Annotated in this window: 27 protein-coding genes, 2 tRNA genes and 1 pseudogene; 15 read left to right on the top strand and 15 right to left on the bottom strand. The window is 61.8% G+C overall.

Annotated features, from left to right (window positions below):
• A partial coding sequence (locus ACPYOI_RS11465; RefSeq protein WP_481422878.1) for an MFS transporter occupies positions 1–922 on the top strand: 922 nt, incomplete at its 5' end.
• Positions 923–937: 15 nt separating this feature from the next.
• Here ACPYOI_RS11465 and ACPYOI_RS11460 read toward each other — a convergent pair.
• The 4 genes from ACPYOI_RS11460 to ACPYOI_RS11445 all read right to left on the bottom strand — a co-directional run bounded on the left by ACPYOI_RS11460 (position 938) and on the right by ACPYOI_RS11445 (position 4,916).
• Positions 938–1,936, bottom strand: coding sequence for an NAD(P)H-quinone oxidoreductase (locus ACPYOI_RS11460; protein ID WP_481417640.1), 999 nt, complete (start codon positions 1,934–1,936; stop codon positions 938–940).
• Positions 1,937–2,014: 78 nt separating this feature from the next.
• Positions 2,015–3,820 (bottom strand): GGDEF domain-containing protein, encoded by a 1,806-nt coding sequence (locus ACPYOI_RS11455; protein ID WP_481417639.1) that lies wholly within the window; start codon positions 3,818–3,820, stop codon positions 2,015–2,017.
• Between the two features lie 142 nt (positions 3,821–3,962).
• Positions 3,963–4,205, bottom strand: a complete 243-nt coding sequence (locus ACPYOI_RS11450) for a ribbon-helix-helix domain-containing protein (protein WP_481422877.1) — start codon at positions 4,203–4,205, stop codon at positions 3,963–3,965.
• Between the two features lie 156 nt (positions 4,206–4,361).
• Entirely contained in the window at positions 4,362–4,916 is a 555-nt protein-coding gene (locus tag ACPYOI_RS11445) for an HdeD family acid-resistance protein (RefSeq protein ID WP_481417638.1), read from the bottom strand.
• 144 nt (positions 4,917–5,060) lie between these two features.
• Between ACPYOI_RS11445 and betI the strand changes: the two are divergent.
• From betI to betA, 3 genes and pseudogenes are all read left to right on the top strand, one after another.
• A pseudogene (betI, locus tag ACPYOI_RS11440) lies at positions 5,061–5,636 on the top strand (transcriptional regulator BetI); the annotation flags it as partial.
• Positions 5,637–5,832: 196 nt separating this feature from the next.
• Complete coding sequence (betB, locus tag ACPYOI_RS11435; protein WP_481422876.1) at positions 5,833–7,296, top strand: betaine-aldehyde dehydrogenase; 1,464 nt, start codon at positions 5,833–5,835, stop codon at positions 7,294–7,296.
• Between the two features lie 159 nt (positions 7,297–7,455).
• On the top strand, positions 7,456–9,105 hold the full coding sequence (gene betA / locus ACPYOI_RS11430) for a choline dehydrogenase (protein ID WP_481417636.1): 1,650 nt from the start codon (positions 7,456–7,458) through the stop codon (positions 9,103–9,105).
• A gap of 1 nt (position 9,106) precedes the next feature.
• Here the strand turns inward: betA and ACPYOI_RS11425 are convergent, their stop codons facing one another.
• The 4 genes from ACPYOI_RS11425 to ACPYOI_RS11410 are packed head-to-tail and all read right to left on the bottom strand — an operon-like array spanning position 9,107 to position 10,621.
• Positions 9,107–9,472, bottom strand: a complete 366-nt coding sequence (locus ACPYOI_RS11425; protein ID WP_481417635.1) for a PIN domain-containing protein — start codon at positions 9,470–9,472, stop codon at positions 9,107–9,109.
• Entirely contained in the window at positions 9,466–9,696 is a 231-nt protein-coding gene (locus ACPYOI_RS11420) for a ribbon-helix-helix domain-containing protein (protein ID WP_481417634.1), read from the bottom strand. Before ACPYOI_RS11420 ends, ACPYOI_RS11425 begins: the two co-directional genes overlap by 7 nt.
• 39 nt (positions 9,697–9,735) lie before the next feature.
• Complete coding sequence (locus ACPYOI_RS11415; RefSeq protein ID WP_481422875.1) at positions 9,736–10,212, bottom strand: DUF6644 family protein; 477 nt, start codon at positions 10,210–10,212, stop codon at positions 9,736–9,738.
• Between the two features lie 4 nt (positions 10,213–10,216).
• Complete coding sequence (locus ACPYOI_RS11410) at positions 10,217–10,621, bottom strand: DUF6152 family protein (RefSeq protein ID WP_481417632.1); 405 nt, start codon at positions 10,619–10,621, stop codon at positions 10,217–10,219.
• A 149-nt stretch (positions 10,622–10,770) separates the two neighbouring features.
• Between ACPYOI_RS11410 and ACPYOI_RS11405 the strand changes: the two genes are divergently transcribed.
• Positions 10,771–12,120 carry a chloride channel protein gene (locus ACPYOI_RS11405; RefSeq protein ID WP_481417631.1) on the top strand — a complete coding sequence of 450 codons (1,350 nt, stop codon included), beginning with the start codon at positions 10,771–10,773 and terminating at the stop codon, positions 12,118–12,120.
• Here ACPYOI_RS11405 and ACPYOI_RS11400 read toward each other — a convergent pair.
• Together ACPYOI_RS11400 and ACPYOI_RS11395 are read right to left on the bottom strand one after the other, a co-directional pair.
• The gene (locus ACPYOI_RS11400) at positions 12,117–12,566 is read right to left on the bottom strand and encodes an RrF2 family transcriptional regulator (RefSeq protein WP_481417630.1); all 450 of its coding nucleotides are present in this window, start codon (positions 12,564–12,566) and stop codon (positions 12,117–12,119) included. The two genes, ACPYOI_RS11405 and ACPYOI_RS11400, sit on opposite strands and share 4 nt — an antisense overlap.
• 210 nt (positions 12,567–12,776) lie before the next feature.
• The gene (locus tag ACPYOI_RS11395) at positions 12,777–12,977 is read right to left on the bottom strand and encodes a hypothetical protein (RefSeq protein WP_481422874.1); all 201 of its coding nucleotides are present in this window, start codon (positions 12,975–12,977) and stop codon (positions 12,777–12,779) included.
• A gap of 16 nt (positions 12,978–12,993) precedes the next feature.
• On the opposite strand from ACPYOI_RS11395, the gene ACPYOI_RS11390 reads away from it, so the two are divergent.
• From ACPYOI_RS11390 to cysN, 3 genes are all read left to right on the top strand, one after another.
• Positions 12,994–13,734, top strand: coding sequence for a phosphoadenylyl-sulfate reductase (locus tag ACPYOI_RS11390; RefSeq protein WP_481417629.1), 741 nt, complete (start codon positions 12,994–12,996; stop codon positions 13,732–13,734).
• A 115-nt stretch (positions 13,735–13,849) separates the two neighbouring features.
• Positions 13,850–14,803: a sulfate adenylyltransferase subunit CysD gene (gene cysD / locus ACPYOI_RS11385; RefSeq protein WP_481417628.1), complete on the top strand. Its 954-nt coding sequence runs from the start codon at positions 13,850–13,852 to the stop codon at positions 14,801–14,803.
• A gap of 1 nt (position 14,804) precedes the next feature.
• Entirely contained in the window at positions 14,805–16,289 is a 1,485-nt protein-coding gene (gene cysN / locus ACPYOI_RS11380) for a sulfate adenylyltransferase subunit CysN (protein WP_168828679.1), read from the top strand.
• An 84-nt stretch (positions 16,290–16,373) separates the two neighbouring features.
• On the opposite strand, the gene ACPYOI_RS11375 is transcribed toward cysN, so the two are convergent.
• The gene (locus ACPYOI_RS11375; RefSeq protein WP_481417627.1) at positions 16,374–16,535 is read right to left on the bottom strand and encodes a DUF3309 family protein; all 162 of its coding nucleotides are present in this window, start codon (positions 16,533–16,535) and stop codon (positions 16,374–16,376) included.
• A gap of 464 nt (positions 16,536–16,999) precedes the next feature.
• Positions 17,000–17,076: transfer RNA gene (locus tag ACPYOI_RS11370), tRNA-Pro, on the bottom strand.
• 268 nt (positions 17,077–17,344) lie between these two features.
• Here ACPYOI_RS11370 and ACPYOI_RS11365 point away from each other — a divergent pair.
• The 3 genes from ACPYOI_RS11365 to ACPYOI_RS11355 all read left to right on the top strand — a co-directional run bounded on the left by ACPYOI_RS11365 (position 17,345) and on the right by ACPYOI_RS11355 (position 18,373).
• The gene (locus ACPYOI_RS11365) at positions 17,345–17,758 is read left to right on the top strand and encodes a hypothetical protein (RefSeq protein ID WP_168828677.1); all 414 of its coding nucleotides are present in this window, start codon (positions 17,345–17,347) and stop codon (positions 17,756–17,758) included.
• 104 nt (positions 17,759–17,862) lie between these two features.
• Complete coding sequence (locus ACPYOI_RS11360) at positions 17,863–18,150, top strand: BrnT family toxin (RefSeq protein ID WP_481417626.1); 288 nt, start codon at positions 17,863–17,865, stop codon at positions 18,148–18,150.
• A complete protein-coding gene (locus ACPYOI_RS11355) occupies positions 18,116–18,373 on the top strand; it encodes a BrnA antitoxin family protein (protein ID WP_481417625.1) in 258 nt (85 codons plus the stop codon). Before ACPYOI_RS11360 ends, ACPYOI_RS11355 begins: the two co-directional genes overlap by 35 nt.
• Here the strand turns inward: ACPYOI_RS11355 and ACPYOI_RS11350 are convergent.
• Positions 18,374–18,448, bottom strand: a tRNA-Gln gene (locus tag ACPYOI_RS11350).
• A 157-nt stretch (positions 18,449–18,605) separates the two neighbouring features.
• Here ACPYOI_RS11350 and ACPYOI_RS11345 point away from each other — a divergent pair.
• Complete coding sequence (locus tag ACPYOI_RS11345) at positions 18,606–18,902, top strand: cupin domain-containing protein (RefSeq protein ID WP_481422873.1); 297 nt, start codon at positions 18,606–18,608, stop codon at positions 18,900–18,902.
• A gap of 3 nt (positions 18,903–18,905) precedes the next feature.
• Entirely contained in the window at positions 18,906–19,814 is a 909-nt protein-coding gene (locus tag ACPYOI_RS11340; protein ID WP_481417841.1) for an MBL fold metallo-hydrolase, read from the top strand.
• 26 nt (positions 19,815–19,840) lie between these two features.
• Here the strand turns inward: ACPYOI_RS11340 and ACPYOI_RS11335 are convergent, their stop codons facing one another.
• Positions 19,841–20,746 (bottom strand): DUF1499 domain-containing protein, encoded by a 906-nt coding sequence (locus ACPYOI_RS11335; RefSeq protein ID WP_481417840.1) that lies wholly within the window; start codon positions 20,744–20,746, stop codon positions 19,841–19,843.
• A 214-nt stretch (positions 20,747–20,960) separates the two neighbouring features.
• On the opposite strand from ACPYOI_RS11335, the gene ACPYOI_RS11330 reads away from it, so the two are divergent.
• Positions 20,961–21,350: a hypothetical protein gene (locus ACPYOI_RS11330; protein ID WP_481422872.1), complete on the top strand. Its 390-nt coding sequence runs from the start codon at positions 20,961–20,963 to the stop codon at positions 21,348–21,350.
• Positions 21,351–21,440: 90 nt separating this feature from the next.
• Positions 21,441–21,698 (top strand): hypothetical protein, encoded by a 258-nt coding sequence (locus tag ACPYOI_RS11325; protein ID WP_481417838.1) that lies wholly within the window; start codon positions 21,441–21,443, stop codon positions 21,696–21,698.
• On the opposite strand, the gene ppdK is transcribed toward ACPYOI_RS11325, so the two are convergent.
• A complete protein-coding gene (ppdK, locus tag ACPYOI_RS11320) occupies positions 21,686–24,358 on the bottom strand; it encodes a pyruvate, phosphate dikinase (RefSeq protein ID WP_168828670.1) in 2,673 nt (890 codons plus the stop codon). The genes ACPYOI_RS11325 and ppdK overlap by 13 nt on opposite strands.
• Between the last annotated feature and the right edge of the window lie 342 nt (positions 24,359–24,700).

Below are 24,700 nucleotides of genomic sequence, written 5' to 3'. Positions count from 1 at the left end.
GGAAGGGAGTGCCTGGCGATACGCCTTCATCATCCTCGTGCCGCTCGGTCTCCTGATGGCGGTTCTTGCACCATGGCTGCTGCCGAAGGCGACGGATGACCGTGCACATGGCAAGACGCCGATCCTGCAGATCTGCCTGCTTCTTGCCGCTGTGCTTCTCGTCAGCATCGCAGGCACGGTCGAGCATACCGGGACGAAGGCCGCGCTGATTGCCCTCTCCGTCATCGCCATTTCGCTGATGCTGGTGACCGAACGGCGCGGCACCAACCGGCTTCTGCCGACCGGCGCGGTCACGCTCGCAAAGCCGGTCGCGCGCGTCTATCTCACCATGTTCGCGCTGCTGCTGGTGCTCACCAGCGATATCTATATTCCCTACTTCCTGCAGGTTCTGCATGGCGTGACGCCGCTGGTCTCGGGGTATCTCACCGCGCTTGTCGCCCTCGGCTGGACGCTTGCCGCCTTCTTCAGCGCCTCCTTCACGGGCAGGCGCGCCAGCAATGCGATTATCGCCGGATGCATCGTCGAGGCGCTGGCCACGGTAGGCCTTGCGATCTTCCTTGCGCGGGACAATCAGGTTGCAAGCCTCGCCATTCTCGGGCCGGCAGCCGTCGCTATGCTGTTGATGGGCTTCGGCGTCGGGCTCGGATGGGCGCATCTGGTCACGAAGGTGCTGCGCCTTGTCAGCAGCGCCGAACAGGACAAGGCATCGGCGGCGATCTCGACCGTGCAATCGCTTGGCAGCGCCTTCGGCGCGGCGATCGCAGGCGTCATCGCCAACGGTACCGGGCTCGTCACGCCCGGCGGCGTTGCCGGCAGCATCTCGGCAGCGCACTGGCTCTATGCCCTGATGGCACTTCCCGGCCTCATCGCCATCGCAGCGTCCTTGACCCTCTCGTCGTCCACCGAACGGCAGGCCCGGTGAGCGACGTGCGAGCGGTCACAGACGCAGCATGATCTTGCCGATGTGACCGCTCGTTTCCATCAGCTTGTGAGCCTCGACGACATCCTCGAAAGCGAAGGTCTTGTGGATGACGGGGGCAAGCTTTCCGGTTTCGAGAAGCGGCCAGACCTGGGAGAGAAGATCGTCGCGGATGGCGCGTTTTTCTTCGGCCGTGCGTGGGCGCATCGTGGAACCGGTGACCGTGAGACGCTTGACCATGATCGGCGTGAGATTGACCTTCTCGGCCATCGCTCCCCCGAGGAAGGCGATGATCGACAAGCAGCCATCCTTGGCAAGCGAGGCGATGTTCTTGTCGAAATAGGCAGCGCCGATCATGTCGAGCACGATGTCGACGCCCTGACCGCCGGTTTCGGCCTTGATGACTTCGGCGAAATCTTCGGCCTTGTAGTTGATGGCCCGCTTGGCGCCGAGCTTTTCGCAGGCTTCACATTTCTCTTTCGAACCTGCGGTCGCATAGACCTCGGCGCCGAAGGCGCGGGCGAGCTGGATCGCCGTGGTGCCGATGCCGCTGGAGCCGCCGTGGATGAGGACGCTTTCGCCTTCCGTCAGGCCCGCCATCTGGAAGAGATTGGCCCAGACGGTGAAGAAGGTTTCGGGAAGAGCTGCGGCCTTCACCGCATCGTAGCCTTTTGGAAACGGCAAGACCTGGCCGGCCGGCAGCAGGCAATATTCGGCATAGGCGCCGCCATTGGCGAGGCCGCAGACCTTGTCGCCGACCGAATATCCGGTAACACCCGGGCCGACGGCCGCCACTTCACCGGCGAGCTCGAGGCCAAGAATGGGGCTTGCATCCTTCGGCGGCGGGTAAATCCCCTGGCGCTGCGCGACATCCGGGCGGTTGACGCCGATCGCCTGCGCGCGGACGAGGATCTGCCCCTCGCCCGGCACCGGGATGGGTCCGGCCGATATCTTAATGACCTCAGGCGCGCCAAAGCTCGGGAGATCGACGAAACGCATGTTGGTTGGCAGTGGCATAACCGGTCTCCTCTTCTGCGATAGCGCAGGAGATAATTCAGCGGCCGGTGCTTGGAAAGAAGGGAAGTCGCAGAGGCGTCAATTCGCCTCGCCTAGCCGATGGAGGAGCAGCCCGTCGGCGCTCTCCTTCGCTTCGGCCTTGATGTGCGCAATTTCGGCGCTGACCCGGTTGATGTCGTCGATCACCAGACCCTTTGGCAGCTCAAGCACGCCGATCGAGCAACGCATCAGCGGGAAAAGCGCCTCGGTGCCGGAACGGTCGTGGCCCCGGATGCGGCCGGCTGCACGGTCCTCGTCGGAGTAGAGATCGAGCACGTCTTCGTGGAAATCGCTGATGAGGCGATCGAGGATCTCCGTCAGTTCCTCCTTCGTCCAGCCGACGACGCCGATAAAGAAATCATCGCCGCCGACATGGCCGAGGAAATGCCGCTCGGCGAAGAAGTAACGGCGCATCAACGCGGCAAAGAGCGAGATCGCATGATCGCCGAGATGGAAACCGTAGGCGTCGTTGAACGGCTTGAAATTATCGAAGTCGCAATAGCAGAAATGCCGCACGTCATCGCCATCGAGACCGGATTGGCGCATGAAATCGAGGATCGCGCGGTTGCCCGGCAGGCCGGTCAGCGGGTTCTGATCCTGCGCCGTCTTCAACTGCTTCTCGTTCATGATCTTGATGAGCGAGGCGGCGGAGACGACGCCGGCATAGCGCATGTTGTCCGTCAGGATCAGGCAGTTGCCGCCCTCCATATTGGCGAAGATCGCCATCAGCCGCTCAGCGTCCGAATCGAGACCCACAATGGGCGCCATCTCGACGAAGTGCGAAACCGTGCGCTCATAGACCTTGTTCTTCAGGAGATCGCGGCCGAAGGGCTGGTAGATATATTCCTTCAGGTGATGCTCATGGATGATGCCGCGAGGCTCGCCATTGGCGTTCAGGACCGGGAAGAAGGCCTGCCGCGGATTGCGGCGAAAGAGCTCGAAGACCGTATCGATGCTGTCGTTCTCATAGACCGTCGGCAGCATCTCGATCTGCTTGCGGATGAGGATTTCGTCGAGCGATTGCGTGTTGCGCTTGCTGTTGCCAAGCTCCTGCAGATGCGGAAACGACCACACGAGTTCGGACGTATGCGTCGTCGGCCGTGCAATGAACCAGCCTTGGACGAGATCGACGCCATATTCGCGGCAAGCGAGGAACTCCGCTTCGGTTTCGATGCCTTCGGCGATCACCCGGGTGCCAAGCACATGGGCGATGTTGACGATGTTCTTTAGGAGATGACGCTTGCGCGGCTTGCGGTCGATATCGGCGACGAAGTGGCGGTCGATCTTGAGATAGTCGACGGCATAGTCGCACAGCAGCTTCATTTCGCCGTGGCCGACGCCGAAATCGTCGATCGCCAGCTTGAAGCCGGTCTTGCGGAGCTTGCAGACCAGCGCCTCGAATTCGGGCACGCGGGTATTGTCGAAGCGCTCCGAGAATTCGAAGCAGACCGAAGACGGCGGGATATTGGCGGCTTTCAGATGCTGCAGAAGGCTTTCAATCAGGCAATCGCCACGCGCGATCAGCCGAACGTCGAGGTTCAGGAACAGGGTCGAGCTGGCGTAGTTGCCCAGGGTCGCGAACTTCGCGAGCGCGCGGCTGGCCACCATCTGCTCCAGATTGAGAAGCTGGTTGGCGCGGTGCGCCTCATCGAGCAGCTCAACGGGAGACTCGAAACCGATGCGTTCCTGCCCGCGCATGAGGGACTCATAGCCGAAGACGGTGCCCGTACCGGCTTCGACAATGGGCTGGAAGGCATTTTCGATGACGAGTTTTGCAAGGGTAACGAGCTGATCGCTGGCGTAGCGGCGCAACACACCCGGCTCCACGGCGGCAACCACAGACATTGCCCTTTTCTCCACTGTAAGCTGTTGTTTTCAGTGAAGATGACCAGGAAGGGTCAATGAACCCTTTCGCGAATGTGAAACTTCTGTGAAGATAGTTGATCGGAACGAGCGAGCGGTCCCGCCCGCGCGATCAACGGCCTATTCAAGCCGAGCGCCGACGTTCAGCCTCGTGATCGGCAAACATAGCGGCGACACAGCGGCTCTCGCTGGTCCGGTTTTCTTCCGTCAATTCATCATCGCGGCATTCTGCCAGCTTGCGGGCGGCATCCCACAGGCGCAGCGCTTCACGGACCACCTCGCTGCTTGACGCATAGCCGCCGCTCTCGACGGCATCGCGGATGCCTGCTGCCTGAACCGGTGAGATGGAAACTGTGACCATTGGCATGAAATTTCTCCCTTCGTTTTTGGGCAGAACCTGCCCTACGCGGGATGCATGACCAGTCATGACATCTTTTCCGGCATGTCGTCTGCCGGTGTCTTAGTACTTCAGTTTTAGTCCGGCATCACATACTTGTCAAAAAAGAAACATTGCGTGAGCACGTCATGGCGCGCTTCTGACGCCGACACCGAAGGCCAGCATTGTCCAGCCCTGGAGAATGAGATCGACCGCCAGGAAAAGGCCGAGGACCCACAGACTGTTTACCGGCCAACCGAGCGCGATGACGACGCCTGCAAGCGCCGTAATCACACCGCTTGCCACGATCCAGCCCCAGCCCTTGAGGGGCTTCATGCGCCGGCCGATAAAGACGCGAAATACGCCGGCGATCAGCAGAGCGATCGCAAGAAAGAGCGTCAGTGCGGCGGAGGCAAGGATCGGATTGATGAAGGCGAATATGCCTGCGAGCACGTAAAGCACGCCGCTCAACGCCCAGAAAAGGATGTGTTCCCAGCCGCGCACCTGAAAGGCATGGACGAGATAGAGGACCCCGCCGAAAAGCATCAGCATCCCGACATAGTAGACTGATGCCACCGTGGCGAGAAGCAGGTTGCCGAGCGCGACCATCCCGCAGATCAAGAGCAGCACCCCGAGACCCACGAACCATATCCATTTCGACTGCAGCGACGGCGACGGCTCTCCATTGAAGACCTCAGCCATGAGCGCACCTCCTGATGGTCGTAGATATGCTGCAGATTCCCGCACCGAAAAGGACCCGCACGGGCTAACACTCGTCAGAAGATTTTTATTGATTGATCAGTCAATCAAAAATAAGATGTCTGAATTGCTGGAGTAGGCCGCACTATGCCGAAAGTCGGAATGGAACCTCTGCGCCGCAAGGCGCTTGTCGATGCTGCGCTGCGGGTGATTGGCGATCACGGCTCGCTGAGCGTCACCATGTCTGAAATCGCCCGTCATGCCGGCGTCTCGCCGGCGCTTGCGCATCACTATTTCGGCAGCAAGGAACAGCTGCTGATCGAGACCATCCGCTCTCTTCTAAAGCAACTGCGCGACGACGCGGTGACGGCGCTGAAGGCGGCGGGTGCGCCGCGCGAGAAGCTGTCCGCCGTCATTCGCGTCAGCTTCCAGGCCGACCAATTTGCGCCGGCGACGATCGCCGCCTGGCTTGCCTTTTATGCCGAGGCGCAGCGTTCCGAAGAGACGCGGCGCTTCCTCGTCATCTATGCCCGCCGCCTGCGGTCGAACCTGCTTGCCAATCTGAAGGCGCTCTGCCCGGCCGATGCCGCAGAGCGCATTGCCGAAGGCGCGGCTGCGATGATCGATGGGCTCTATATCCGCCAAAGTCTGAGGTCTGCGCCCGTCAGTATCGAGGCATCGATCGGGCTGACTGAGGATTATGTGAGTGCGCTATTAGCGGCCGCTCCCACTTCTCCCCAGCGGGGAGAAGATGTCCGAAGGACAGATGAGGGGGTGAGCGACGCAGGAGCGAACGGCCGCAAGGCCGAGACTGCAGCCCCCTCATCCCCGGTGCAACTTTTGCACCTGAGCCCTGCAGGCCACCTTCTCCCCGAGGGGAGAAGGGACGACCACCTCAAGCCATCCAAGGACAATTGACATGAAAGCCCAGCCGAAAGCATCGCACTTCATCGACGGCGAATATGTCGAGGATGAAGCGGGCAGCGTCATCGAGAGCATCTATCCGGCGACCGGCGAGGTAATCGCCAGGCTGCATGCCGCAACGCCCGCGATCGTCGAGAAGGCGATCGCCGCGGCCAAGCGGGCTCAGCCGGAATGGGCGGCCATGAGCCCGACCGCACGCGGCCGGATCCTGAAGCGTGCCGCCGACATCATGCGCGAGAAGAACCGCGAGCTTTCGGAGCTTGAGACGCTCGACACCGGCAAGCCGATCCAGGAAACCATCGTCGCCGACCCGACATCGGGCGCCGACAGTTTCGAGTTCTTTGGCGGCATTGCGGCGACGGCGCTGAACGGCTCCTATATCCCGCTCGGCGGCGATTTCGCCTATACGAAGCGCGTGCCGCTCGGCGTCTGCGTCGGCATCGGCGCCTGGAACTATCCGCAGCAGATCGCCTGCTGGAAGGGCGCGCCGGCGCTCGCCGCCGGCAACGCCATGGTCTTCAAGCCTTCGGAAAACACGCCGCTCGGCGCGCTTGCCATCGCCGAAATCCTGCATGAGGCGGGCCTGCCGAAGGGGCTCTTCAACGTCATCCAGGGCGATCGCGACACCGGGCCGCTGCTCGTCAACCATCCGGACGTGGCGAAGATATCACTCACCGGCTCTGTGCCGACAGGCCGCAAGGTCGCTGCCGCCGCCGCCGCCAACCTCAAGCATGTGACGATGGAGCTCGGCGGCAAGTCACCGCTGATCGTCTTCGACGACGCCGATCTCGAAAGCGCCATTGGCGGGGCGATGCTCGGCAACTTCTATTCGACCGGCCAGGTCTGCTCGAACGGCACGCGCGTCTTCGTGCAGAAGAAAGTCAAGGACGCATTCCTGAAACGGCTGAAGAGCCGCACCGAGGCGATCGTCATCGGCGATCCGATGGACGAGGCCACGCAGCTCGGGCCGATGGTTTCCTGGGCGCAGCGCCAGAAGGTGCTGACCTACATCGAGAAGGGCAAGGCGGAGGGCGCGCGGTTGATTACCGGCGGCGGCCTTCCGAACAACGTCTCCGGCGAGGGCTACTATGTGCAGCCCACCGTTTTCGCGGATGTCACCGACAATATGACCATCGCTCGCGAGGAGATTTTCGGGCCGGTCATGTGCGTGCTCGATTTCGAGGACGAGGCGGAGGTGATCGACCGCGCGAATGCCACCGAATTCGGCCTTTCGGGCGGCGTCTTTACTGCCGACCTCACCCGCGCTCACCGCGTCGTCGATCAACTGGAGGCCGGGACACTGTGGATCAACACCTACAATCTCTGCCCGGTGGAAATCCCCTTCGGCGGCTCCAAGCAATCGGGCTTCGGACGCGAGAATTCGGCAGCCGCACTGGAGCACTATTCGGAGCTGAAGACGGTCTATGTCGGCATGGGGAAGGTAGAGGCGCCGTATTGAAGCTTTGAGATGAAGACCCCCTCATCCGCCCTTTGGGCACCTTCTCCCCGAGGGGAGAAGGGGACATGAGGCGGGCGCGGCAAATCCCTTCGCCCCTCGGGGAGAAGGTGGCGGCAGCCGGATGAGTGGGCCGCCCGGACGAACCTAAAAGAGAGACCTATGCAAGCAGATTTCGTCATCATCGGCTCCGGATCGGCAGGTTCCGCCCTCGCCTACCGTCTCTCGGAAGACGGCAAGAACACCGTGATCGTCATCGAGGCGGGCGGCTCCGATTTCGGGCCGTTCATCCAGATGCCGGCCGCCCTTGCCTGGCCGATGAGCATGAAGCGCTACAACTGGGGCTATCTCTCCGAGCCCGAGCCGAACCTCAACAACCGGCGCATCACCGCGCCGCGCGGCAAGGTGATCGGCGGCTCCTCATCGATCAACGGCATGGTCTACGTGCGCGGCCACGCCGACGACTACAACCGCTGGGAGGAACTGGGGGCCAACGGCTGGGCCTATGCGGACGTGCTGCCCTATTTCAAGCGCATGGAACATTCTCGCGGTGGCGAGGACGGCTGGCGCGGCACCGACGGCCCGCTGCATGTGCAGCGTGGCGGCTTCCGCAATCCGCTGTTCCGCGCCTTCATCGAGGCCGGCAAGCAGGCAGGTTTCGAGGCGACGGAGGATTATAACGGCTCGAAGCAGGAAGGCTTCGGGCTGATGGAGCAGACCATCTTCGGCGGCCGTCGCTGGTCTGCAGCCAGCGCCTATCTGAAACCGGCGCTGAAGCGTCCGAATGTGGAGGTCGTCTATGGTCACGCCCACAAGGTGGTGATCGAGAATGGCCGGGCTGTTGGCGTCGAGATCGAGCGCGGCGGCAAGGTCGAGGTGATCAAGGCGAACCGCGAGGTGATCGTCTCCGCCTCCTCCTTCAACTCACCGAAGCTCTTGATGCTGTCAGGCATCGGCCCGGGCGCGCATCTTCAGGAACACGGCATCGACGTGAAGGCTGACCGGCCGGGCGTCGGCGCCAATCTGCAGGACCACATGGAATTCTATTTCCAGCAGGTTTCGACCAAGCCCGTCTCGCTCTATTCCTGGCTGCCGTGGTTCTGGCAGGGTGTTGCGGGCGCGCAATGGATGTTCACAAAGTCCGGGCTCGGCACCTCGAACCAGTTCGAGGCCTGCGCCTTCCTGCGCTCAGCGGCCGGCGTCAAGCAGCCTGACATCCAGTATCACTTCCTGCCGGTCGCAATCAGCTATGACGGCAAGGCGGCGGCCAAGAGCCACGGCTTCCAGGTGCATGTCGGCTACAATCTCTCGAAGTCGCGCGGCAACGTCACACTGCGCTCCTCGGACCCGAAGGCCGACCCGGTCATTCGCTTCAACTATATGAGCCACCCGGAAGACTGGGAGAAGTTCCGTCACTGTGTGCGCCTCACCCGCGAAATCTTCGGCCAGAAGGCCTTCGACCAGTATCGCGGACCGGAGATCCAGCCGGGCGAGAACGTGCAGACCGACGAGCAGATCGACGCCTTCCTGCGCGAGCACCTGGAAAGCGCCTACCACCCCTGCGGCACCTGCAAGATGGGTGCCAAGGACGATCCGACGGCGGTTGTCGATCCCCAGACGCGTGTCATCGGCGTCGACGGCTTGCGTGTCGCCGACAGCTCGATCTTCCCGCACGTGACCTACGGTAATCTCAATGGTCCCTCGATCATGACCGGCGAGAAGGCGGCCGACCATATCCTCGGCAGGCAGCCGCTGCCGCGCTCCAACCAGGAGCCATGGATCAATCCGCGCTGGGCGGTGAGCGACCGGTAGTTCAACGCAGATAGGGGACGCGGATGCCGGGATGGGTCGCCGGAAAGTCCTTGGTGTTACGCGTCACCAGGAGCAGAGAATGGGTATCGGCGGTGGACCAGATGATCGCGTCCGGCAACTTGATCCGATGAAGCTGCCTTAAGCGGACAGCACCTTCTGCAACGGCATTGTCAACCGCAATGATCTTGAAGCCGTTCAGGAAGCCCCGCGTCGCCGCCTCGACCTCAGGAGCAGCGCCAATCAAGACCTCCATCCACGAGATGATGCTGATTGCGCGACGTTCATAGCGGCTAAGCTCGTCGCGGGCCTCCGGGATGGCGTTCAGGTAATCGATAAGGATGTTCGTATCGAAGAGTGCTTTCACCATTCGCTTCGTATTTTATCCTGGTACTCGAGCCCATCGACCGTTCTGTTGCCCCAGAGCCCGAACGCCTCTGCCTCTTTGATACGATCATGGCGATTCAGGAAGTCGCTCAAAGCCTTACGGATAAGCGAAGCGCGAGAAACGTTCTCGCTCTTGGCCATTTCATCCAGAGCTTTCAGTTCAGACTCACCAATGTCAATCAGAGTTCGCATGAGGATCACCGTCATTCTGATATATGATATGTATATCATGACGCAAAAACAAGTCTAGATAAAGCCGATCCAGCGCCCGGCGACGACGGCTGCGAGCCACGTCACGGCCGATATCAGGGCGCCGATACGCAAGCGCGCCGCCGTGACGGCTCCGGCAACCGCCTTTCGCCATGCATGTCCGGCGTGCACGATGCCGGCGTTCAAAACACCGAGGGCGAGCAGCCCGAGCTTCGCAAGAAACGCCGGGTTTTGAGCATATTCCATCGGCCGGACGCTGAAGAGGCAGAAGCCTGTGACCATCGCGGCGGCGAGGCCGATTGCCGCCGCGCGCGACAGGAAGGGACCGATCACCGCAAGCGGCACCGACGGAAAAAAGCCCACCAGCCTCAGATCGAGCGGCAGGATCGCGCCGATCAGCAAGCCGATGGACAGAATATGGGCGGCGTTGACGAACATGTAGAGGATCGCCGAGCGCCGCAATGCGACCGCGAGCGGCGTAGCCGTCAGCCATTCCAGAAGGTCGATCGCCATGCGGTCAATTCGTCTGGATTCGCTCGGGATAGATATCGTAGCGCTTCCCGGCGACGGTGATCCGCACCGCTTTCATGCGTTTTTCATTGGCATCCAGCGAGCGGTTTCCGATGGCAATGATCGGATCGCCCTTTTTCGCGGAGCCCTCGACGAAGCCGGAGCGCTCTGTCTGGCGCGGATTGGCGAGTTCGACGCGCCAGAGGCCGTCGTTGGCGGTCGCAACGTCAAGTGACGGATGCGGACCGCCCATGGAGACCGTCTCAACCGTCCCTCTCAACTCAATCTGCTCGGCCTCCGCCCATGACCAGCCGTGATGAGCTGCAGCACCGGTTGCGAAGGCCGCCGCCAGGATTGCGCCGAACACTATCTGCTTTGTGGATATGATCTGCCTCGTGGATACGACACGCATTTCCATTCTCCCTACCCTGGTGAACAGGTCCGAATTGGCGCGCGGCAACTGCTTTCAAGGGTATTTCACCAAATCTTGAAGCGAGGGGTGATTTCATGTGCGCAATGGCGTTAGAACTCATGCGTAGTCTCGCTCATTGAAGTGTCGAAATGCCCGCCTCCTATCGAAAGTCCAAGCTTTTCCGCCGCTCCCGCGTTTTCTGGGGCTCGTTTTCGCTCTGGCGCCCGCGGCTGGTCTTCTGGTGCGGCGCGCTGGCGATCGGCGTGATCAGCGTTGGCTTTGCCGAGCTCGCAGACTTGGCACAGAATGCGTTCACCGGGATCACATCTGCAGGCAAATGGACTTACCTTTTGCCGCTCGTTCTCTCGCCGTTCGGCTTCATGCTGTCCGCCTATCTTGCGGCAACGCTCTTTCCCAATTCGCAGGGCAGCGGCATTCCGCAGGCGATCGCCGCCCGGCACTTGAGGGATGAGGAGGATCGCACCCGGCTGCTTTCCCTGCGGATCGCTTTCGGCAAGATCCTGCTGACCGTGCTCGGGTTGTTCTGCGGCGCTTCGATCGGCCGTGAAGGGCCGACGGTGCAGGTCGGCGCTTCTATCATGCTGGCGGTTGCCCGCTTCGGCGGCATGGCGCAGGCGCGGGGCCTCATCCTTGCTGGTTCGGCGGCGGGCATTGCGGCGGCCTTCAACACACCGCTTGCCGGTATCGTCTTCGCCATCGAAGAGATGGGCCGCACCTACGAGTCGCGAGCGAACGGCCTCGTGCTGACCGCCGTCATCCTCTCCGGGCTTGCCGCGCTCGGGCTTGCAGGCAGCTACAATTATTTCGGCGAAGCATCTGCGGCGCCCGCGGACCTGCGCGACTGGGGCCTTATTTTCGTTTGCGGCATCGGTGGGGGTGCGCTCGGTGCGGGCTTCAGCGGCTTTGCGCTGCATTTCGGCCAGCGCATCCGCCGCTGGGCGCACCCCCAGCCTCTTAAGCGCATGCTGGCGCTTGCGGGCATCTGCGGGCTTGCGGTTGCGGTCATCGGCATCGCATCCGGCGGCGCAACCTTCGGCACCGGCTACGTGCAGGCCAAGGGCGCCGTCGAAGGGCAAGCGCTCCCTTTGCTCTTCTTCATCGAAAAGCTCGCCGCCAGTTTCCTATCCATGATGTCCGGCATTCCGGGCGGTATCTTCGCACCGTCGCTGGCGGTCGGCGCGGGTTTCGGCAGCACGGTCGGTTCGCTGCTCGGAACGAGCATCGCGCTTGCGGCAATCCTCGGCATGGCCGGCTATTTCTCGGGCGTGGTGCAGGCGCCGATGACGGCTTTCGTCATCATCCTAGAAATGACGGGTGACCATCAGGCCGTCATCCCAATCATGGCCGTCTCGATGATCGGCTACGTGACGTCGCGTGTCCTGTCCAGAGAACCCTTGTATCACGGGCTTTCGCGGGTCTTCATTGCCGCGGCCATCAGGGCCCGGCGAGCCGTGGAGAAGGAAGAGGCGGCAGGCTAGGCGAGAAGCCGGGCGACTTCCACGACCTTGGTGGGCGCGGCGACCGCATCGGCGATTGTCGTCGAGAACAGCACCTTGCGCGTCGCATCAGCGACCTTGGCGAAGACGTGGCGGATTTCGCAATTCTGCTCGCCGTCGCAATCGTCGCATTTGCGGTAAGCGGTGATCGACAGGCACGGCAGCGGCGCGATCGGGCCGTCGATGATGCGAAGGACTTCGCCGAAGGTGATCATGTCGGCCGGTTTCAGCAGCAGGTAGCCTCCCGCCTTGCCGCGGCGGCTCGCCACGATGCCCTGATGCTTGAGATCGAGCAGGATCTGCTCGAGAAACTTCTTCGGAATCTTTTGCTGCGCTGCGATGTCCGAAATCATGACGGGTTCGCCGGCATCGGCTTCGGCCAATGCCGTGAGCGCCCGGAGCGCGTATTTTGCCTTCTGCGTAATCATTTTGGACTCGTTACACACACGAGCGATGCGACTCGCCGCACCGCTTCTCGAGCTTGCCTGCACTCTATTGCACAACCAGCATGAACGGAATTTGAACGCGCCGGCGAAAGTCTTTGAGACACAAGCGTTTTTGGCCTTGTTTTCCCCTCGAGGCCAATAGATGGAATTCTACGTCAAAATTGCGCCATCCGCATCTTTTTCGCCATCACTTCAGATTTCGAATTGACAGGCCGCGTGTGTAACCCTACTAAATTTATAGAGATTAAGGCTGCGCCAGCGGATGGTCGGTGCGGCGCTGCTGCTTTTCTGCATTGCAGCGGCTTCGGAGAGATATTTGCTCCCGCATGCGCCGCTTTCGAAATCCGTTTTTCTGTCCGATCCCTCCTCAAGCTGCGATACTCCGGCCAACATCGAGACAGGATCCCCCATGACTGTTGTGAATATCATCGAAGAAGCCGAGGCGCTGAATGCCAAGCTCGCCGCCCTCGACCTTGCCGGACGACTGTCGCTCGTCGCGGGTCTTGGTGGCCGCGCCGTTTTCACGACTTCACTCGGTATCGAGGACCAGGTGATCTCGGCTGAAATCGGCAATCATCGCCTGCCGATCGAAGTCGTGACCTTGCAGACCGGCCGCCTCTTCCCGGAGACGCTGGCGCTGATCGACGAGACCGAAACCCAGTACGACATTCGCATCCGCCGCTACGAGCCGGAACAGGCCGATATCGACGCCTACGCTGCGAAATATGGGCTGAACGGCTTTTACGAGAGCGTCGAAGCCAGGCATGCCTGTTGTGCCGTGCGCAAGCTGAAGCCGCTTGCGCAGGCGCTGGCAGGCGCAACGATCTGGATCACCGGCCTTCGCCGCGGCCAGTCGGCGAACCGCGCCGAAACGCCGTTTGCCGAATACGACGCCGAGCGCCATCTCCTGAAGATCAACCCGCTTGCCGACTGGGACATCGCCAATATCAAGTCCTACGCCGCAGACAACAGCGTGCCGGTGAACCCATTGCATGCCCGCGGCTATCCTTCGATCGGCTGCGAGCCCTGCACCCGCGCCATCAAGCCCGGCGAGCCGGAACGTGCCGGCCGTTGGTGGTGGGAACAGGATGAAAAGCGTGAATGTGGCCTGCACGTTGCCGAAGAGGCCGTGCAGCCCGCTCAACAGTAACCCGCCGGTTTCCGGATCAGCAAAAAGCGCGATCTTGCGGCCAGCTTCGGGAACCGAGGCGAGACAAATTCATTCCGGATGCCTGCCGCCGCGAATGACGACATTGGAGTAGGAAATGCCCGACACCCGTCCGGATACGGAACTCAACAATCCACAGAGCGCCAAACCGCCGCTCGATCCGCACCTGAAGGCTCTTGAAAACGAGTCGATCCATATCTTCCGCGAGGTAGCGGCCGAATTCGAACGTCCGGTGATGCTCTATTCGATCGGCAAGGATTCGTCCGTGCTGCTGCATCTCGCGCGCAAGGCTTTCTATCCGGGCCGCGTGCCCTTCCCGCTGCTGCATGTGAACACCGGCTGGAAATTCCGGGAGATGATCGCATTTCGCGACGAGACCGCGAAGAAGTACGATCTGGACCTGATCGAGCACATCAACCCGCGCGGCGCCGCCGAAGGGATCACCCCCTTCACGCACGGCTCCGCGGCCTTTACCGACATCATGAAGACCGAGAGCCTGCGCAAGGCGCTCGACGCGGGACAGTTCGACGCCGCCTTCGGCGGGGCGCGCCGCGACGAGGAGGCAAGCCGCGCCAAGGAGCGGATCTATTCCTTCCGCACGCCGGACCATCGCTGGGATCCGCGCAATCAGCGCCCGGAACTCTGGAACGTCTATAACGGCCAGATCCGCAAGGGCGAGAGCGTGCGCGCCTTCCCGCTCTCCAACTGGACCGAGGTCGATATCTGGCGCTACATCCAGGCGGAAGACATCCCGCTGGTGCCGCTCTACTACGCAAAGAAGCGCCCCTTCGTGGAGCGTGACGGCATGATGATCCTTGCGGAGGATCCGCGCCTCGAACTGTTGCCCGGCGAAGTCCGCCAGGAAGGCATGATCCGCTTCCGCACGCTCGGCGACTTCCCGCTGACGGGGGCGATCCGCTCGACCGCCACCACCCTTGAAGACGTCATAGCGGAGCTGGAAATCGCCACGGTTTCCGAACGCCAGGGCCGCGCCATCGACCGCGACCAGTCCGGCTCCATGGAAAAGAAGAAGCGTGAAGGATATTTCTGAGATGACCGCAGCAGTACCTGCAACCGCCGTCGCCCTGCCCGCCGCCGAGCCGCTGAAGGCTGCGCGCGACTCGCGACCGTTGCGCCTCCTCACCTGCGGCAGCGTCGACGACGGCAAATCCACGCTGATCGGCCGCCTGCTCTGGGACACGAAAGCCGTCAAGGAAGACCAGGCCGCAACGCTTCAGCGCGATTCCACCGGCAAGCAGAACGATCTCGGCCTGCCCGACTTCGCGCTTCTCCTCGACGGCCTGCAGGCCGAGCGCGAACAGGGGATCACGATCGACGTCGCCTACCGCTACTTCGCGACCGACAAGCGCTCCTTCATCGTCGCCGACACGCCCGGCCACGAGCAGTACACCCGCAACATGGCAACCGGCGCTTCAACCGCGGATCTCGCCGTGCTCCTGGTCGATGCCCGCGCCGGCATTCTGGAGCAGACGCGCCGCCACGCGACGATCGCCTCGCTCCTCGGCATCAAGCAGTTCGTGCTGGCGGTCAACAAGATCGACCTGACCGGCTACGACCGTGCTGGGTTCGAGAAGATCACCCACGAGTTCAAGGAGTTCGCTCTCTCGCTCGGGGTCAAGCAGATCACCGCGATCCCGATGTCGGCGCTGAAGGGCGAAAATGTCGTCTATTCCGGTCAGGCCGCCATGCCCTGGTACACGGGTCCGACGCTGGTCGAGACGCTTGAGCTTGCAACCGTCCGCTCCTCGCAGACGGTCGGCTTCCGCCTCTCCGTGCAGCGCGTTTCGCGCCCCGGCGAAAGCTTCCGCGGCTACCAGGGCACCGTTGCCGGCGGCTCGGTGAAGCCGGGCGACAGCGTCATGATCCTGCCGTCGGGCATGGTCGCCAACGTTTCCAAGATCGTCACCTTCGATCTGGTGCGCAACGCGGCGGTCGCAGGCGATGCGATCACCCTGGTGCTCGATCGCCAGGTCGACGTCGCGCGCGGCGACATGATCGTCTCGATCGACGCGCAGCCGCAGACCGGTCTCTCCTTCGACGCGCACATCGTCGCGCTGCAGCCGGAAGGCATCGAGGCGGGAAAGCGCTACTGGCTGAAGAGCGGCAGCCGCCGCCAGCGCGTGCAGGTGCAGCCGCTCAGCCAGCTTGAGCTGAAGACCGGTGCCTGGAACCCGGCCGAGAGGCTTTACATGAACGCGATCGGCAAGGTGCGCCTTGCCTTTGACGAAGCCGCGATCTTCGATCCCTACGATCAGAACCGTTCCACCGGCTCCTTCATCCTCATCGATCCGGATACCAACAACACGGTCGCCGGCGGCATGGTGACTAGCAAGCGCTCGGAACTCGGCGGTCTTCATGCCGGCGACGCGCGCGTCATCCTCTCGCTGCCCGCCGATCTCGCCGACCAGATCATGGCCAGCGAACTCTTCGCCAACCGCCGCGACGAAGCCCACGTGCACCGGATGACGGCCGCGGAGGCGGCGGAACTCTGGAAGAACGCCGCAAGCGATATCTGAATGTGATCAAGGGGCCGAAAGGCCCCTTTTTCGTCGCGTCGCAGCGCGCGCGATGAGGCGCGCCGCAGTAAGCAACGCCTTCACTTATATCCGCCTCAAACTGATCAGCACGAGGACAATGGCCAGCAGGAGCAGAGCGACGCTTGATGGGCCATAGCCGAACCCGCGCGTCGCCATGTAGGGCCAATATGGTAGGGCGCCGAACATGACGACTATCAGGACAACAAGCAGGATCGTGCGCAGCATTTCATCCTCCTCAGTTCAACTGAATGCGCCTCAACTCACGTTCCTCGGCAGCGGCGATGTGCTGCCTTGCTCATGAACTGCCTATATCATCGCGCCGCGTTGCTCGCCATGGTGCAGACAATCTTGCGGCGGCCGTACCGACAATACAGCGATTTTTACTAGGATTCCGGGCAATCGAATATCGAGTTACTATAAGTCGATATTCACGTCGATCGAGTGAATACTCGCCCTAGTGATCTTGGGTGGAGTCTTCGTGTTCGGCGTCGGCAGCGCGCGGGACAAGATTCATAAGGTCTCAAGTCTGAAAACCGCCCATACGCACATGCTAGTCCGAGCTCCAACAACAGGCAGCGAACGCGTTATAACTGCTCCAACGGTCCGCGATCGGTCCGTTGTCACGAAATGGTTTTTTCGGAGAAAGGTTCTTTCGGGATGAAAGCCCTGAAAAACAAAGGCTTTTCGGCTGGTCGGAGTGGAGTGATTCGAACACTCGACCCCCACGTCCCGAACGTGGTGCGCTACCAGACTGCGCTACACTCCGTGACCAGCGGCGCCTCTATAGACCGGCCCATCCCGTTGCGCAAGCACCAAATTTCAAAAACCGGCGGCATTTTTTTACAGTGGCGTGACGGCACTCGAGCGCGTGAAAACTGCAACAAAAAGCCACACCCGCAGCAAATTTCGCAATTGCGAAGCAGAGGCAATTTTCTTTTGCCGGGTTCCGCGCTAAAGGGCTCGCGGGACACGCGGAAACCGTTGGCCAGCAATGGTTTGCGCCCTCAATGCGCAATAAATTCAGGGACGATTAAATGACACTCCGCACCATTGCCGCGGCCGGGCTTGCCATTGCGCTTGCCGGCTGCACGACCATACCTTCTGCAAGCGATCCTATTTCAGCCCGCTGGGTCGGCCAGTCGGCCGGCAAGTTCTTCGCCGCCTACGGCCCGCCGATCGCCGACACCGAAGACGGCTCGGCCACCGTTTACACCTGGAAGGGCGGCTACAAGACCGTTCGCGTCCCGGCTAAATATGAGGATGGCGAAAACGGCAAGCGCGGCAGGCAGGTCAGTGCCGCCCGCACGCTCTACCTGCGCTGCCAGGCCCAGGTCACCACCGATTCCAGCTATACGATCCGCAGCATCCGCACCATGGGCGACATCCCGGGCGAAAACAGCAAATCCTACTGCGGGGAATTTTTGGCGCCGGCGCAGCCGGGGCAGTGATCCGGGCTAAAGCTTCGATTTGAGACGGGCGGCCGAAAGGCCGCCTGTTTTTGTTTGTGCCACCCCTTTCTCGTACATACAATTTGTTATAACATCCAAATCGCATGTTCGAATGGGATGAAGGCAAAAACCTCAACAATATCGGCAAGCACGGCGTGAGCTTCGAGACAGCCAGCCGGATTTTCGAAGGTTTCGTCTTCACGGTGACCGACAGCCGTTTCGATTACGGCGAAGTTCGCGAGATCAGCATCGGCGCAATCGGTAATCTGGCCGTTCTCACCGTCGTCCATACCGACCGAGATGGCCGGAAGAAGATTATATCTGCGCGACCGGCCAGCCGCTCCGAAAGGAAACGTTATGAAGACGAAATACAAAAAAGAACTGAGCGCTGAGGAACTCGCCGCTCTCCGCGACGAGGATATCGACTTCAGCGATATTCCAGAGCTGGACGAAAACTTCTGGCGCGAGGCGCGGCTTGTCGAGCCGGACCGCACGCAGCCGGTCACGATCCGCGTGAAGAAATCAGTGCTGGATACCTATAAGTCGCTCGGCAAAGGTTATCAGACCCGCATGAACGCCGTGCTGGAATCATATGCCAAGACGCTGAAGAAGTAATGGCTGGGGCGCCAGGATTCGAACCTGGGAATGCCGGTACCAAAAACCGGTGCCTTACCGCTTGGCGACGCCCCACCAGAGCATGAGAGCGGAATCCCGCTTGCCGAAGCGACGCCTGATTAGCAAAGGTCCGGCTGCCTCACAATCACTAACTTGCGCCTCAAGCCATATTTCTGTGCGCTATCGGCCGTGCTAGGTCTGGGCCTGCGCTATCCAAGCCGACGGAGAGATAATGAGCCAGTACCGCGCCCGCCCGCCTGCCCTTGCCACGCTTCTTCTCGACGATGCCGTGGTGCGCATCACGCGCTGGGATTTCGAGCCGGGTGCGGATACCGGCGTGCATACGCACGGGCTGGGCTATGTCGTAGTGCCGATGACGGATTGCAAATTCCTGATCGAGGATGCGGAGGGCAGCCGCCGCGTCGACGTCGCCAAGGGAGCGGCCTACCGGCGCGAGGCGGGCACGGAGCACAATGTCGTCAATGCCGGAAGCGAGCCGATGTCGTTCATCGAGATAGAATACAAGTAAGCTATGGCGAGCCCGAAATTCGATCTGGCCTTCGAGCCTCACTATGGCCGCGCGGTGGAGGTTGAGCCGGGGGTGCAGCGCATCACCGCCAACAATCCGAGCCCCTTCACCTTCCACGGAACGAATACCTACATCGTCGGCACGTCCTCCGTCGCGGTCATCGATCCGGGACCGGAGAACGAGGAGCATTTCCAGGCGCTGATTGAGGCGCTGGCGGGCCGCAGGGTCACGCATATCTTCATCACCCATACGCATCGCGACCACTCGCCGCTTGCCGCGAAACTCAAGCGGGAGACCGGCGCGCTCACCGTCGGCGAAGGGCCGCACCGGGCGGCGCGGCCGCTCCATGACGGCGAGGTCAACCCGTTTGCCGAAAGCTCCGACACCGGCTTTGTGCCGGATATCGCGGTCAGCGACGGCGAGACCATTGAGGGTGACGGCTGGGCGCTGACCGCCGTCCTGACGCCGGGCCACGCCGCAAACCACACCGCCTTCGCACTCGAAGGAACCGGCACTCTCTTTTCCGGCGACCATGTCATGGCCTGGGCGACCTCCGTCGTTGCCCCGCCGGACGGTTCGATGGCCGATTACATGGCCTCGCTCGACAAGCTGATCGAGCGCCGCGACCACCTGCTTCTGCCGGGCCATGGCGGGCCGGTGCGGCGTCCCGTTACCTTCATGCGCGCGCTGAAAACCCATCGCCGCATGCGCGAACGTACCGTGCTTCAACGGATAAAGGCGGGCGACCGGCTGATCCCCGACATGGTGAAGGTGATCTACCGCGACACCGACCCCAGGCTCCATGGCGCGGCGGCGCTTTCGGTCTTCGCGCATATCGAGGATCTGCTGGAGCGCGGCGAGATCACGACCGACGGGCCGCCCCGGCTTCTCGGCGCCTATCGGCCAAGCTAAAGCAAAGGCGGCGCTTCGCGCCCGCCCTACCCCGCGATCCCCAGCAACTCCATATCGAGGGCTGCGAGATATTCGCCGGCGATTTCGGCGCTGAGGCCGAGATCGCTCTGGCCGTAGCGGGAGGCGACGCGGATGTCGACGAAGGTGGTTTCGGCTTCTTCGCGCAGGCGGATCAAGACATCGAAGCGCAGGCCGAGGATGAGCGTGCGTGTCTCGCCCTGCAGCGTCACGCCGTTTGCACCGCGGATCAGCTTTGCGACATCATCCTCGAAAGGCCGGGGCATGGGAACGGGAACCTGATCGGGCGCTTCGGCAACGGCATCGCCGCCCGGCGCGGGCTTCGCCGGCACATCCTCCAGGTCACGGACCGGCTCGCCTTCGCCTTCAGTCTTGGTAATGGTAATGCGGTTTTGCTTTGCCACCTTCTTGACCGCTTCCAGAACGCGGTCGATCGCGCCTTCGTAGCGCCTGCCGGTGAGTTCGGGATAGGCAAGAAGCTGTTCTTCGCGTTCCTGCGACGACACATCCGGGTTGCGCTTCATCCAGATCTGATCGGCGTGCGGCGGCGAGAGCCAATCGGGTGCCGAAGAGACATCGGTCGATACGTCGTAGATGGCCGGCAGCGTCAAGTAGCGCTCGGCGGCAAATCCGCCGAATGCCAGCGGAAAGACGGCGAAGATCAGCGCTTTCAGCGCATCCAGCCCGCCTTCGGCTCCGGTCATCCAGAGGCTTCTGAGACCCTCAGCCGCCAGCAAGGCGGCAAGCAGTGCACAACCGAAGGAAAAAAGAACAAGCAGCACGAAATAGGGCGTTGCCAGCCCGCCGAAGCGATGGGCGATGAGCGTCGCCACCCACAGCACCAGCGCAAACGCCCCGACGCGCCGCGAAAAGCGGGCCGAATTGGAAACGGGGCGGTCAAAACGGATGGCCATCAAACTTACCGGTTACGCGCAGCGCGCATTCGCCTGGGGAGCCCCGAGAGGAGCGCACCTTTGTTTATGGCAAGATTCGTCCAAATTGAAACTGTTGTCTCGCCACACGGAGCAAGCAATCCACCCAAAAGGGTGAGATGGCTTTCATAAGCAAGATCTGATATGTCGAAAGGGTGATCTGGGTTTTGGCACAACTGTAAGGAGCAGAGAGGGCATGCTTTCATCAGAGACGACCACAAAGCCGCAGACTTCCCCGCGAGGCACAAGCGATCAATCCGCATCCTTCCTGCCGATGGAGCTTCTCCAGCTCGAGCTTTCGCTGGAAGGTTATGACGGCGGCGAAGCAGGTTTCTGCGACGCCGTGCGCACGGCGGCAAGCAATGCCAGGGGCGAATTCCTCTTCGATCTTCCGGCGGCCGGCCTGATCGAGGACTGCAAGCGCATCGGCGTTTTGCGTGTGCCGTCGGTCAATGGGGGAATGCGGGTCCTGCTTGCCGTTCTCGATGGCAACAGCTCGGAAATCCGGATCCAGGCGCCGGATCAGGAGACGGCCCATCTCGTGCGCTTTGCGGATGCCTTCATCGAGGTTCTGGAGCGCATCTGACGAGTTCAGCGTTTTTCCGGTGCTTGTTGACGCGAGCCGGCAAATCGCCTTTTGTCGGGCGACCGGTTCATGCATCGGAGAATGTGCACCATGCGTCTTTCCGCCCTTTCCTTCGCTCTCGCTGCGGTCGCAATCGGCCTTTCGGCTTGCCAGAGTGTGACGCCGGCAGAGCAGCGAGCCATCGATGACCGGACATGCCTCAGCTATGGCTTCCGGCGCGGCACCGATGCCTTTGCCACCTGCCTGCAGCGCATCGAGCTTGACCGGCGCGCCGACGCACGGGCCTTTCGCTTGCAGGCGGACGACAACTTCGACCGGCTCATCTCCGGTTCGCGTTACGACCGCTGATTACCATTGATGGCTGCCTGCGCTGCCGCCAGCCGGGCAATCGGCACGCGGAATGGCGAACAGGAGACGTAATCGAGGCCGATCTCTTCGCAAAAATGGATCGAGACCGGGTCACCGCCATGCTCGCCGCAAATACCGAGTTTCATGTCGTTGCGCGTGCGCCTGCCGCGTTCGGCGGCGAGGCTGATCAGCTCGCCGACTCCCTCGAAGTCCAGTGAGATGAAGGGATCGTGCTCGATGATTCCCTTGCGCTGGTACGTCGGAATGAAGGCGGAAGCGTCGTCGCGGGAAATGCCGAAGGTCGTCTGCGTCAGGTCGTTGGTGCCAAAGGAGAAGAATTCGGCAGCCTCGGCGATCTTGTGGGCGCGGAGAGCGGCGCGCGGAAGCTCGATCATTGTGCCGACGAGATAGTCGATCTTCAGGCCGCCTTCGGCCATGACGGCCTTGGCAGTCGTATCGATCCGTTCCTTGACGTAATCCAGTTCGGAACGCAGACCGACGAGCGGCACCATGATTTCCGGCACCACGGCTGCACCGGTTTCCTGCGCAGCGGCGACGGCGGCCTCGAAGATGGCGCGCGCCTGCATCTCGACGATTTCAGGATAGGAGATGGCAAGGCGGCAGCCGCGGTGGCCGAGCATCGGATTGAACTCGTGCAGCGCATCGACGCGTTGGCGAAGCGCGGTGGCCTCCATGGCCATGGCGGCCGCTACATCGGCAATCTCCTCGTCCGTCTTCGGCAGGAACTCGTGGAGCGGCGGGTCGAGCAGGCGGATGGTCACCGGCAGGCCGTGCATGACGGTGAAGAGGCCGGTGAAATCCAGCCGCTGCATCGGCAACAGCTTGTCGAGCGCCGCCCGTCTGCCCGTCTCGTCTTCGGCAAGGATCATCTCTCGCATCGCGTGGATGCGCTCGCCTTCGAAAAACATATGCTCGGTGCGGCAAAGACCGATCCCTTCGGCCCCGAAGGCGCGCGCGGCGCGCGCATCGGCGGGCGTGTCGGCATTGGTGCGCACCCTCATGCGACGAACCCTGTCGGCCCAGCCCATGATGCGGCCGAAATCGCCGGAAAGCTCTGGCTGGATCATCGGTACCTCGCCCTTCAGCACGTGCCCGGAGGAACCGTCGATGGTTATGACGTCGCCTTTTTTCAGGGTCACGCCCATGCCGATGAGGCGTTCGTTGCGGAGATCGATCCGCATGGTTCCCGCGCCGACCACGCAGGGGATGCCCATGCCGCGAGCAACGACAGCCGCATGGCTCGTCATGCCGCCGCGCGTGGTCAGGATGCCTTCGGCAGCATGCATGCCGTGGATATCTTCCGGGCTCGTTTCGACGCGCAGCAGAATGACCTTGCGGCCTTCCTCCTGCGCCTCCACGGCCTCCTCGGCGGTGAAGACGATTTCGCCCGTGGCAGCGCCCGGCGAGGCCGGCAATCCGGATCCGATCACCTGGCCCTGGACGCGGGGATCGATCGTCGGATGCAGAAGCTGGTCGAGCGTCGACGGCTCGATGCGCAGCACCGCCTGCTCTTCGGTGATCAGCTTCTCGTCCACCATGTCGACGGCGATCTTCATCGCTGCCTTCGTCGAACGCTTGCCGGAACGAGTCTGCAGCATCCAGAGCTTGCCGCGCTCGATCGTGAACTCGATGTCCTGCATATCGCGGAAATGCGCCTCGAGCTCGGCGCAGATGCGGGTGAGCTCGGCAAACGCTTCCGGCATCAGCTTTTCCAGCGATGGGCGGTCGGAGCCGGAATTGATGCGGCCTTCCTCCGTGATGCTCTGCGGCGTGCGGATGCCGGCGACCACGTCTTCGCCTTGCGCGTTGACCAGAAATTCGCCGTAGAGCGACTTCTCGCCCGTCGAGGGATTGCGTGTGAAGGCAACCCCCGTTGCCGACGAATTGCCGAGATTGCCGAACACCATGGCCTGGATGTTGACGGCCGTGCCCCAGGTGCCTGGGATGTTGTGTAACTGGCGATAGGTGACTGCGCGCGGGCTCATCCAGCTCGAAAAGACTGCGCCGACGGCCCCCCAAAGCTGCTCTTCCGGGTCTTGCGGGAACTCCTCGCCGAGTTCCTCTTCGATCAGCTCCTTATAGAGCAAAACCACATGCTGCCAGTCGGTGGCAGTGAGCTCGGTATCAAACTCATGGCCGAGGCGCGCCTTCTGGTCTTCGAGGATTTCCTCGAAGATTTCGTGGTCGAGGCCCATGACCACATCCGCATACATCTGGATGAAGCGGCGATAACTGTCCCAGGCGAACCGGGCGTCCCCCGCATCATGTCCGAGCGCCTGCACGGTTTCGTCGTTGAGACCGAGATTGAGAACCGTGTCCATCATGCCCGGCATGGACGTGCGGGCACCCGAGCGGACGGACAGAAGCAACGGCCGGTCCTTTGCGCCAAAGCGCCGGCCGGTCGACGCCTCGATCGTTTCCAATCCGCGTCGAATTTCCTCTTTCAGGACGGTATCGATGCGTTTGCCGGCCGCGTAGTAATCACTACAGGCGTCCGCGATGATGGTGAAGCCCGGCGGCACCGGCAGGCCAAGGCTGCACATCTCGGCGAGGTTGGCGCCCTTGCCGCCCAAGACGTCATGGTTTCGGGCGCGGCCTTCCGCCTGCCCTTCGCCGAACGTATAGACGAGCTTGGTCATCTTTCCCCCGATCGTAAAATCAGGCCTAGCTTATTCCCTTGGTCCTGAAATGAAAATCGACAAATATGGCGAAATGTTGCATCGCACAAAAATGCGGCCATTTTCGCGGAAATTGGTGGAGAAAAAGAAAAGGGCTTTGCGGGACCGGCAACAACGGTCCCGCAAAGCCTTTTTTCCGTCCAGCCAGGAACCCGGACGGGGGGTCTCGAAAACCAGGTAAATCCAGATCACCCTAATCCGGTATGCTACCCGGTAGATCCAACATGCGATGGACTGTTCAGGTCCGCCTTTGTAAAACAACTTCTAATTCAATTTCATAAAAAGCGCATCACCCAAGTGGGT

This window comes from Rhizobium sp. SVR5-2C (assembly GCF_056755115.1).
Note: the sequence above shows the minus strand (reverse complement) of the source record. Positions and strands in the feature narration are given on the sequence as shown.

Excerpts from the sequence above, each read along its gene's own strand:
- ACPYOI_RS11460 (WP_481417640.1), bottom strand. The coding sequence starts at position 1,936 with ATGCCACTGCCAACCAACATGCGTTTCGTCGATCTCCCGAGCTTTGGC.
- ACPYOI_RS11455 (WP_481417639.1), bottom strand. The coding sequence starts at position 3,820 with ATGTCTGTGGTTGCCGCCGTGGAGCCGGGTGTGTTGCGCCGCTACGCC.
- ACPYOI_RS11450 (WP_481422877.1), bottom strand. The coding sequence starts at position 4,205 with ATGCCAATGGTCACAGTTTCCATCTCACCGGTTCAGGCAGCAGGCATC.
- ACPYOI_RS11445 (WP_481417638.1), bottom strand. The coding sequence starts at position 4,916 with ATGGCTGAGGTCTTCAATGGAGAGCCGTCGCCGTCGCTGCAGTCGAAA.
- betB (WP_481422876.1), top strand. The coding sequence starts at position 5,833 with ATGAAAGCCCAGCCGAAAGCATCGCACTTCATCGACGGCGAATATGTC.
- betA (WP_481417636.1), top strand. The coding sequence starts at position 7,456 with ATGCAAGCAGATTTCGTCATCATCGGCTCCGGATCGGCAGGTTCCGCC.
- ACPYOI_RS11425 (WP_481417635.1), bottom strand. The coding sequence starts at position 9,472 with ATGGTGAAAGCACTCTTCGATACGAACATCCTTATCGATTACCTGAAC.
- ACPYOI_RS11420 (WP_481417634.1), bottom strand. The coding sequence starts at position 9,696 with ATGACGGTGATCCTCATGCGAACTCTGATTGACATTGGTGAGTCTGAA.
- ACPYOI_RS11415 (WP_481422875.1), bottom strand. The coding sequence starts at position 10,212 with ATGGCGATCGACCTTCTGGAATGGCTGACGGCTACGCCGCTCGCGGTC.
- ACPYOI_RS11410 (WP_481417632.1), bottom strand. The coding sequence starts at position 10,621 with ATGCGTGTCGTATCCACGAGGCAGATCATATCCACAAAGCAGATAGTG.
- ACPYOI_RS11405 (WP_481417631.1), top strand. The coding sequence starts at position 10,771 with ATGCCCGCCTCCTATCGAAAGTCCAAGCTTTTCCGCCGCTCCCGCGTT.
- ACPYOI_RS11400 (WP_481417630.1), bottom strand. The coding sequence starts at position 12,566 with ATGATTACGCAGAAGGCAAAATACGCGCTCCGGGCGCTCACGGCATTG.
- ACPYOI_RS11395 (WP_481422874.1), bottom strand. The coding sequence starts at position 12,977 with ATGTTGGCCGGAGTATCGCAGCTTGAGGAGGGATCGGACAGAAAAACG.
- ACPYOI_RS11390 (WP_481417629.1), top strand. The coding sequence starts at position 12,994 with ATGACTGTTGTGAATATCATCGAAGAAGCCGAGGCGCTGAATGCCAAG.
- cysD (WP_481417628.1), top strand. The coding sequence starts at position 13,850 with ATGCCCGACACCCGTCCGGATACGGAACTCAACAATCCACAGAGCGCC.
- cysN (WP_168828679.1), top strand. The coding sequence starts at position 14,805 with ATGACCGCAGCAGTACCTGCAACCGCCGTCGCCCTGCCCGCCGCCGAG.
- ACPYOI_RS11375 (WP_481417627.1), bottom strand. The coding sequence starts at position 16,535 with ATGCTGCGCACGATCCTGCTTGTTGTCCTGATAGTCGTCATGTTCGGC.
- ACPYOI_RS11365 (WP_168828677.1), top strand. The coding sequence starts at position 17,345 with ATGACACTCCGCACCATTGCCGCGGCCGGGCTTGCCATTGCGCTTGCC.
- ACPYOI_RS11360 (WP_481417626.1), top strand. The coding sequence starts at position 17,863 with ATGTTCGAATGGGATGAAGGCAAAAACCTCAACAATATCGGCAAGCAC.
- ACPYOI_RS11355 (WP_481417625.1), top strand. The coding sequence starts at position 18,116 with ATGAAGACGAAATACAAAAAAGAACTGAGCGCTGAGGAACTCGCCGCT.
- ACPYOI_RS11345 (WP_481422873.1), top strand. The coding sequence starts at position 18,606 with ATGAGCCAGTACCGCGCCCGCCCGCCTGCCCTTGCCACGCTTCTTCTC.
- ACPYOI_RS11340 (WP_481417841.1), top strand. The coding sequence starts at position 18,906 with ATGGCGAGCCCGAAATTCGATCTGGCCTTCGAGCCTCACTATGGCCGC.
- ACPYOI_RS11335 (WP_481417840.1), bottom strand. The coding sequence starts at position 20,746 with ATGGCCATCCGTTTTGACCGCCCCGTTTCCAATTCGGCCCGCTTTTCG.
- ACPYOI_RS11330 (WP_481422872.1), top strand. The coding sequence starts at position 20,961 with ATGCTTTCATCAGAGACGACCACAAAGCCGCAGACTTCCCCGCGAGGC.
- ACPYOI_RS11325 (WP_481417838.1), top strand. The coding sequence starts at position 21,441 with ATGCGTCTTTCCGCCCTTTCCTTCGCTCTCGCTGCGGTCGCAATCGGC.
- ppdK (WP_168828670.1), bottom strand. The coding sequence starts at position 24,358 with ATGACCAAGCTCGTCTATACGTTCGGCGAAGGGCAGGCGGAAGGCCGC.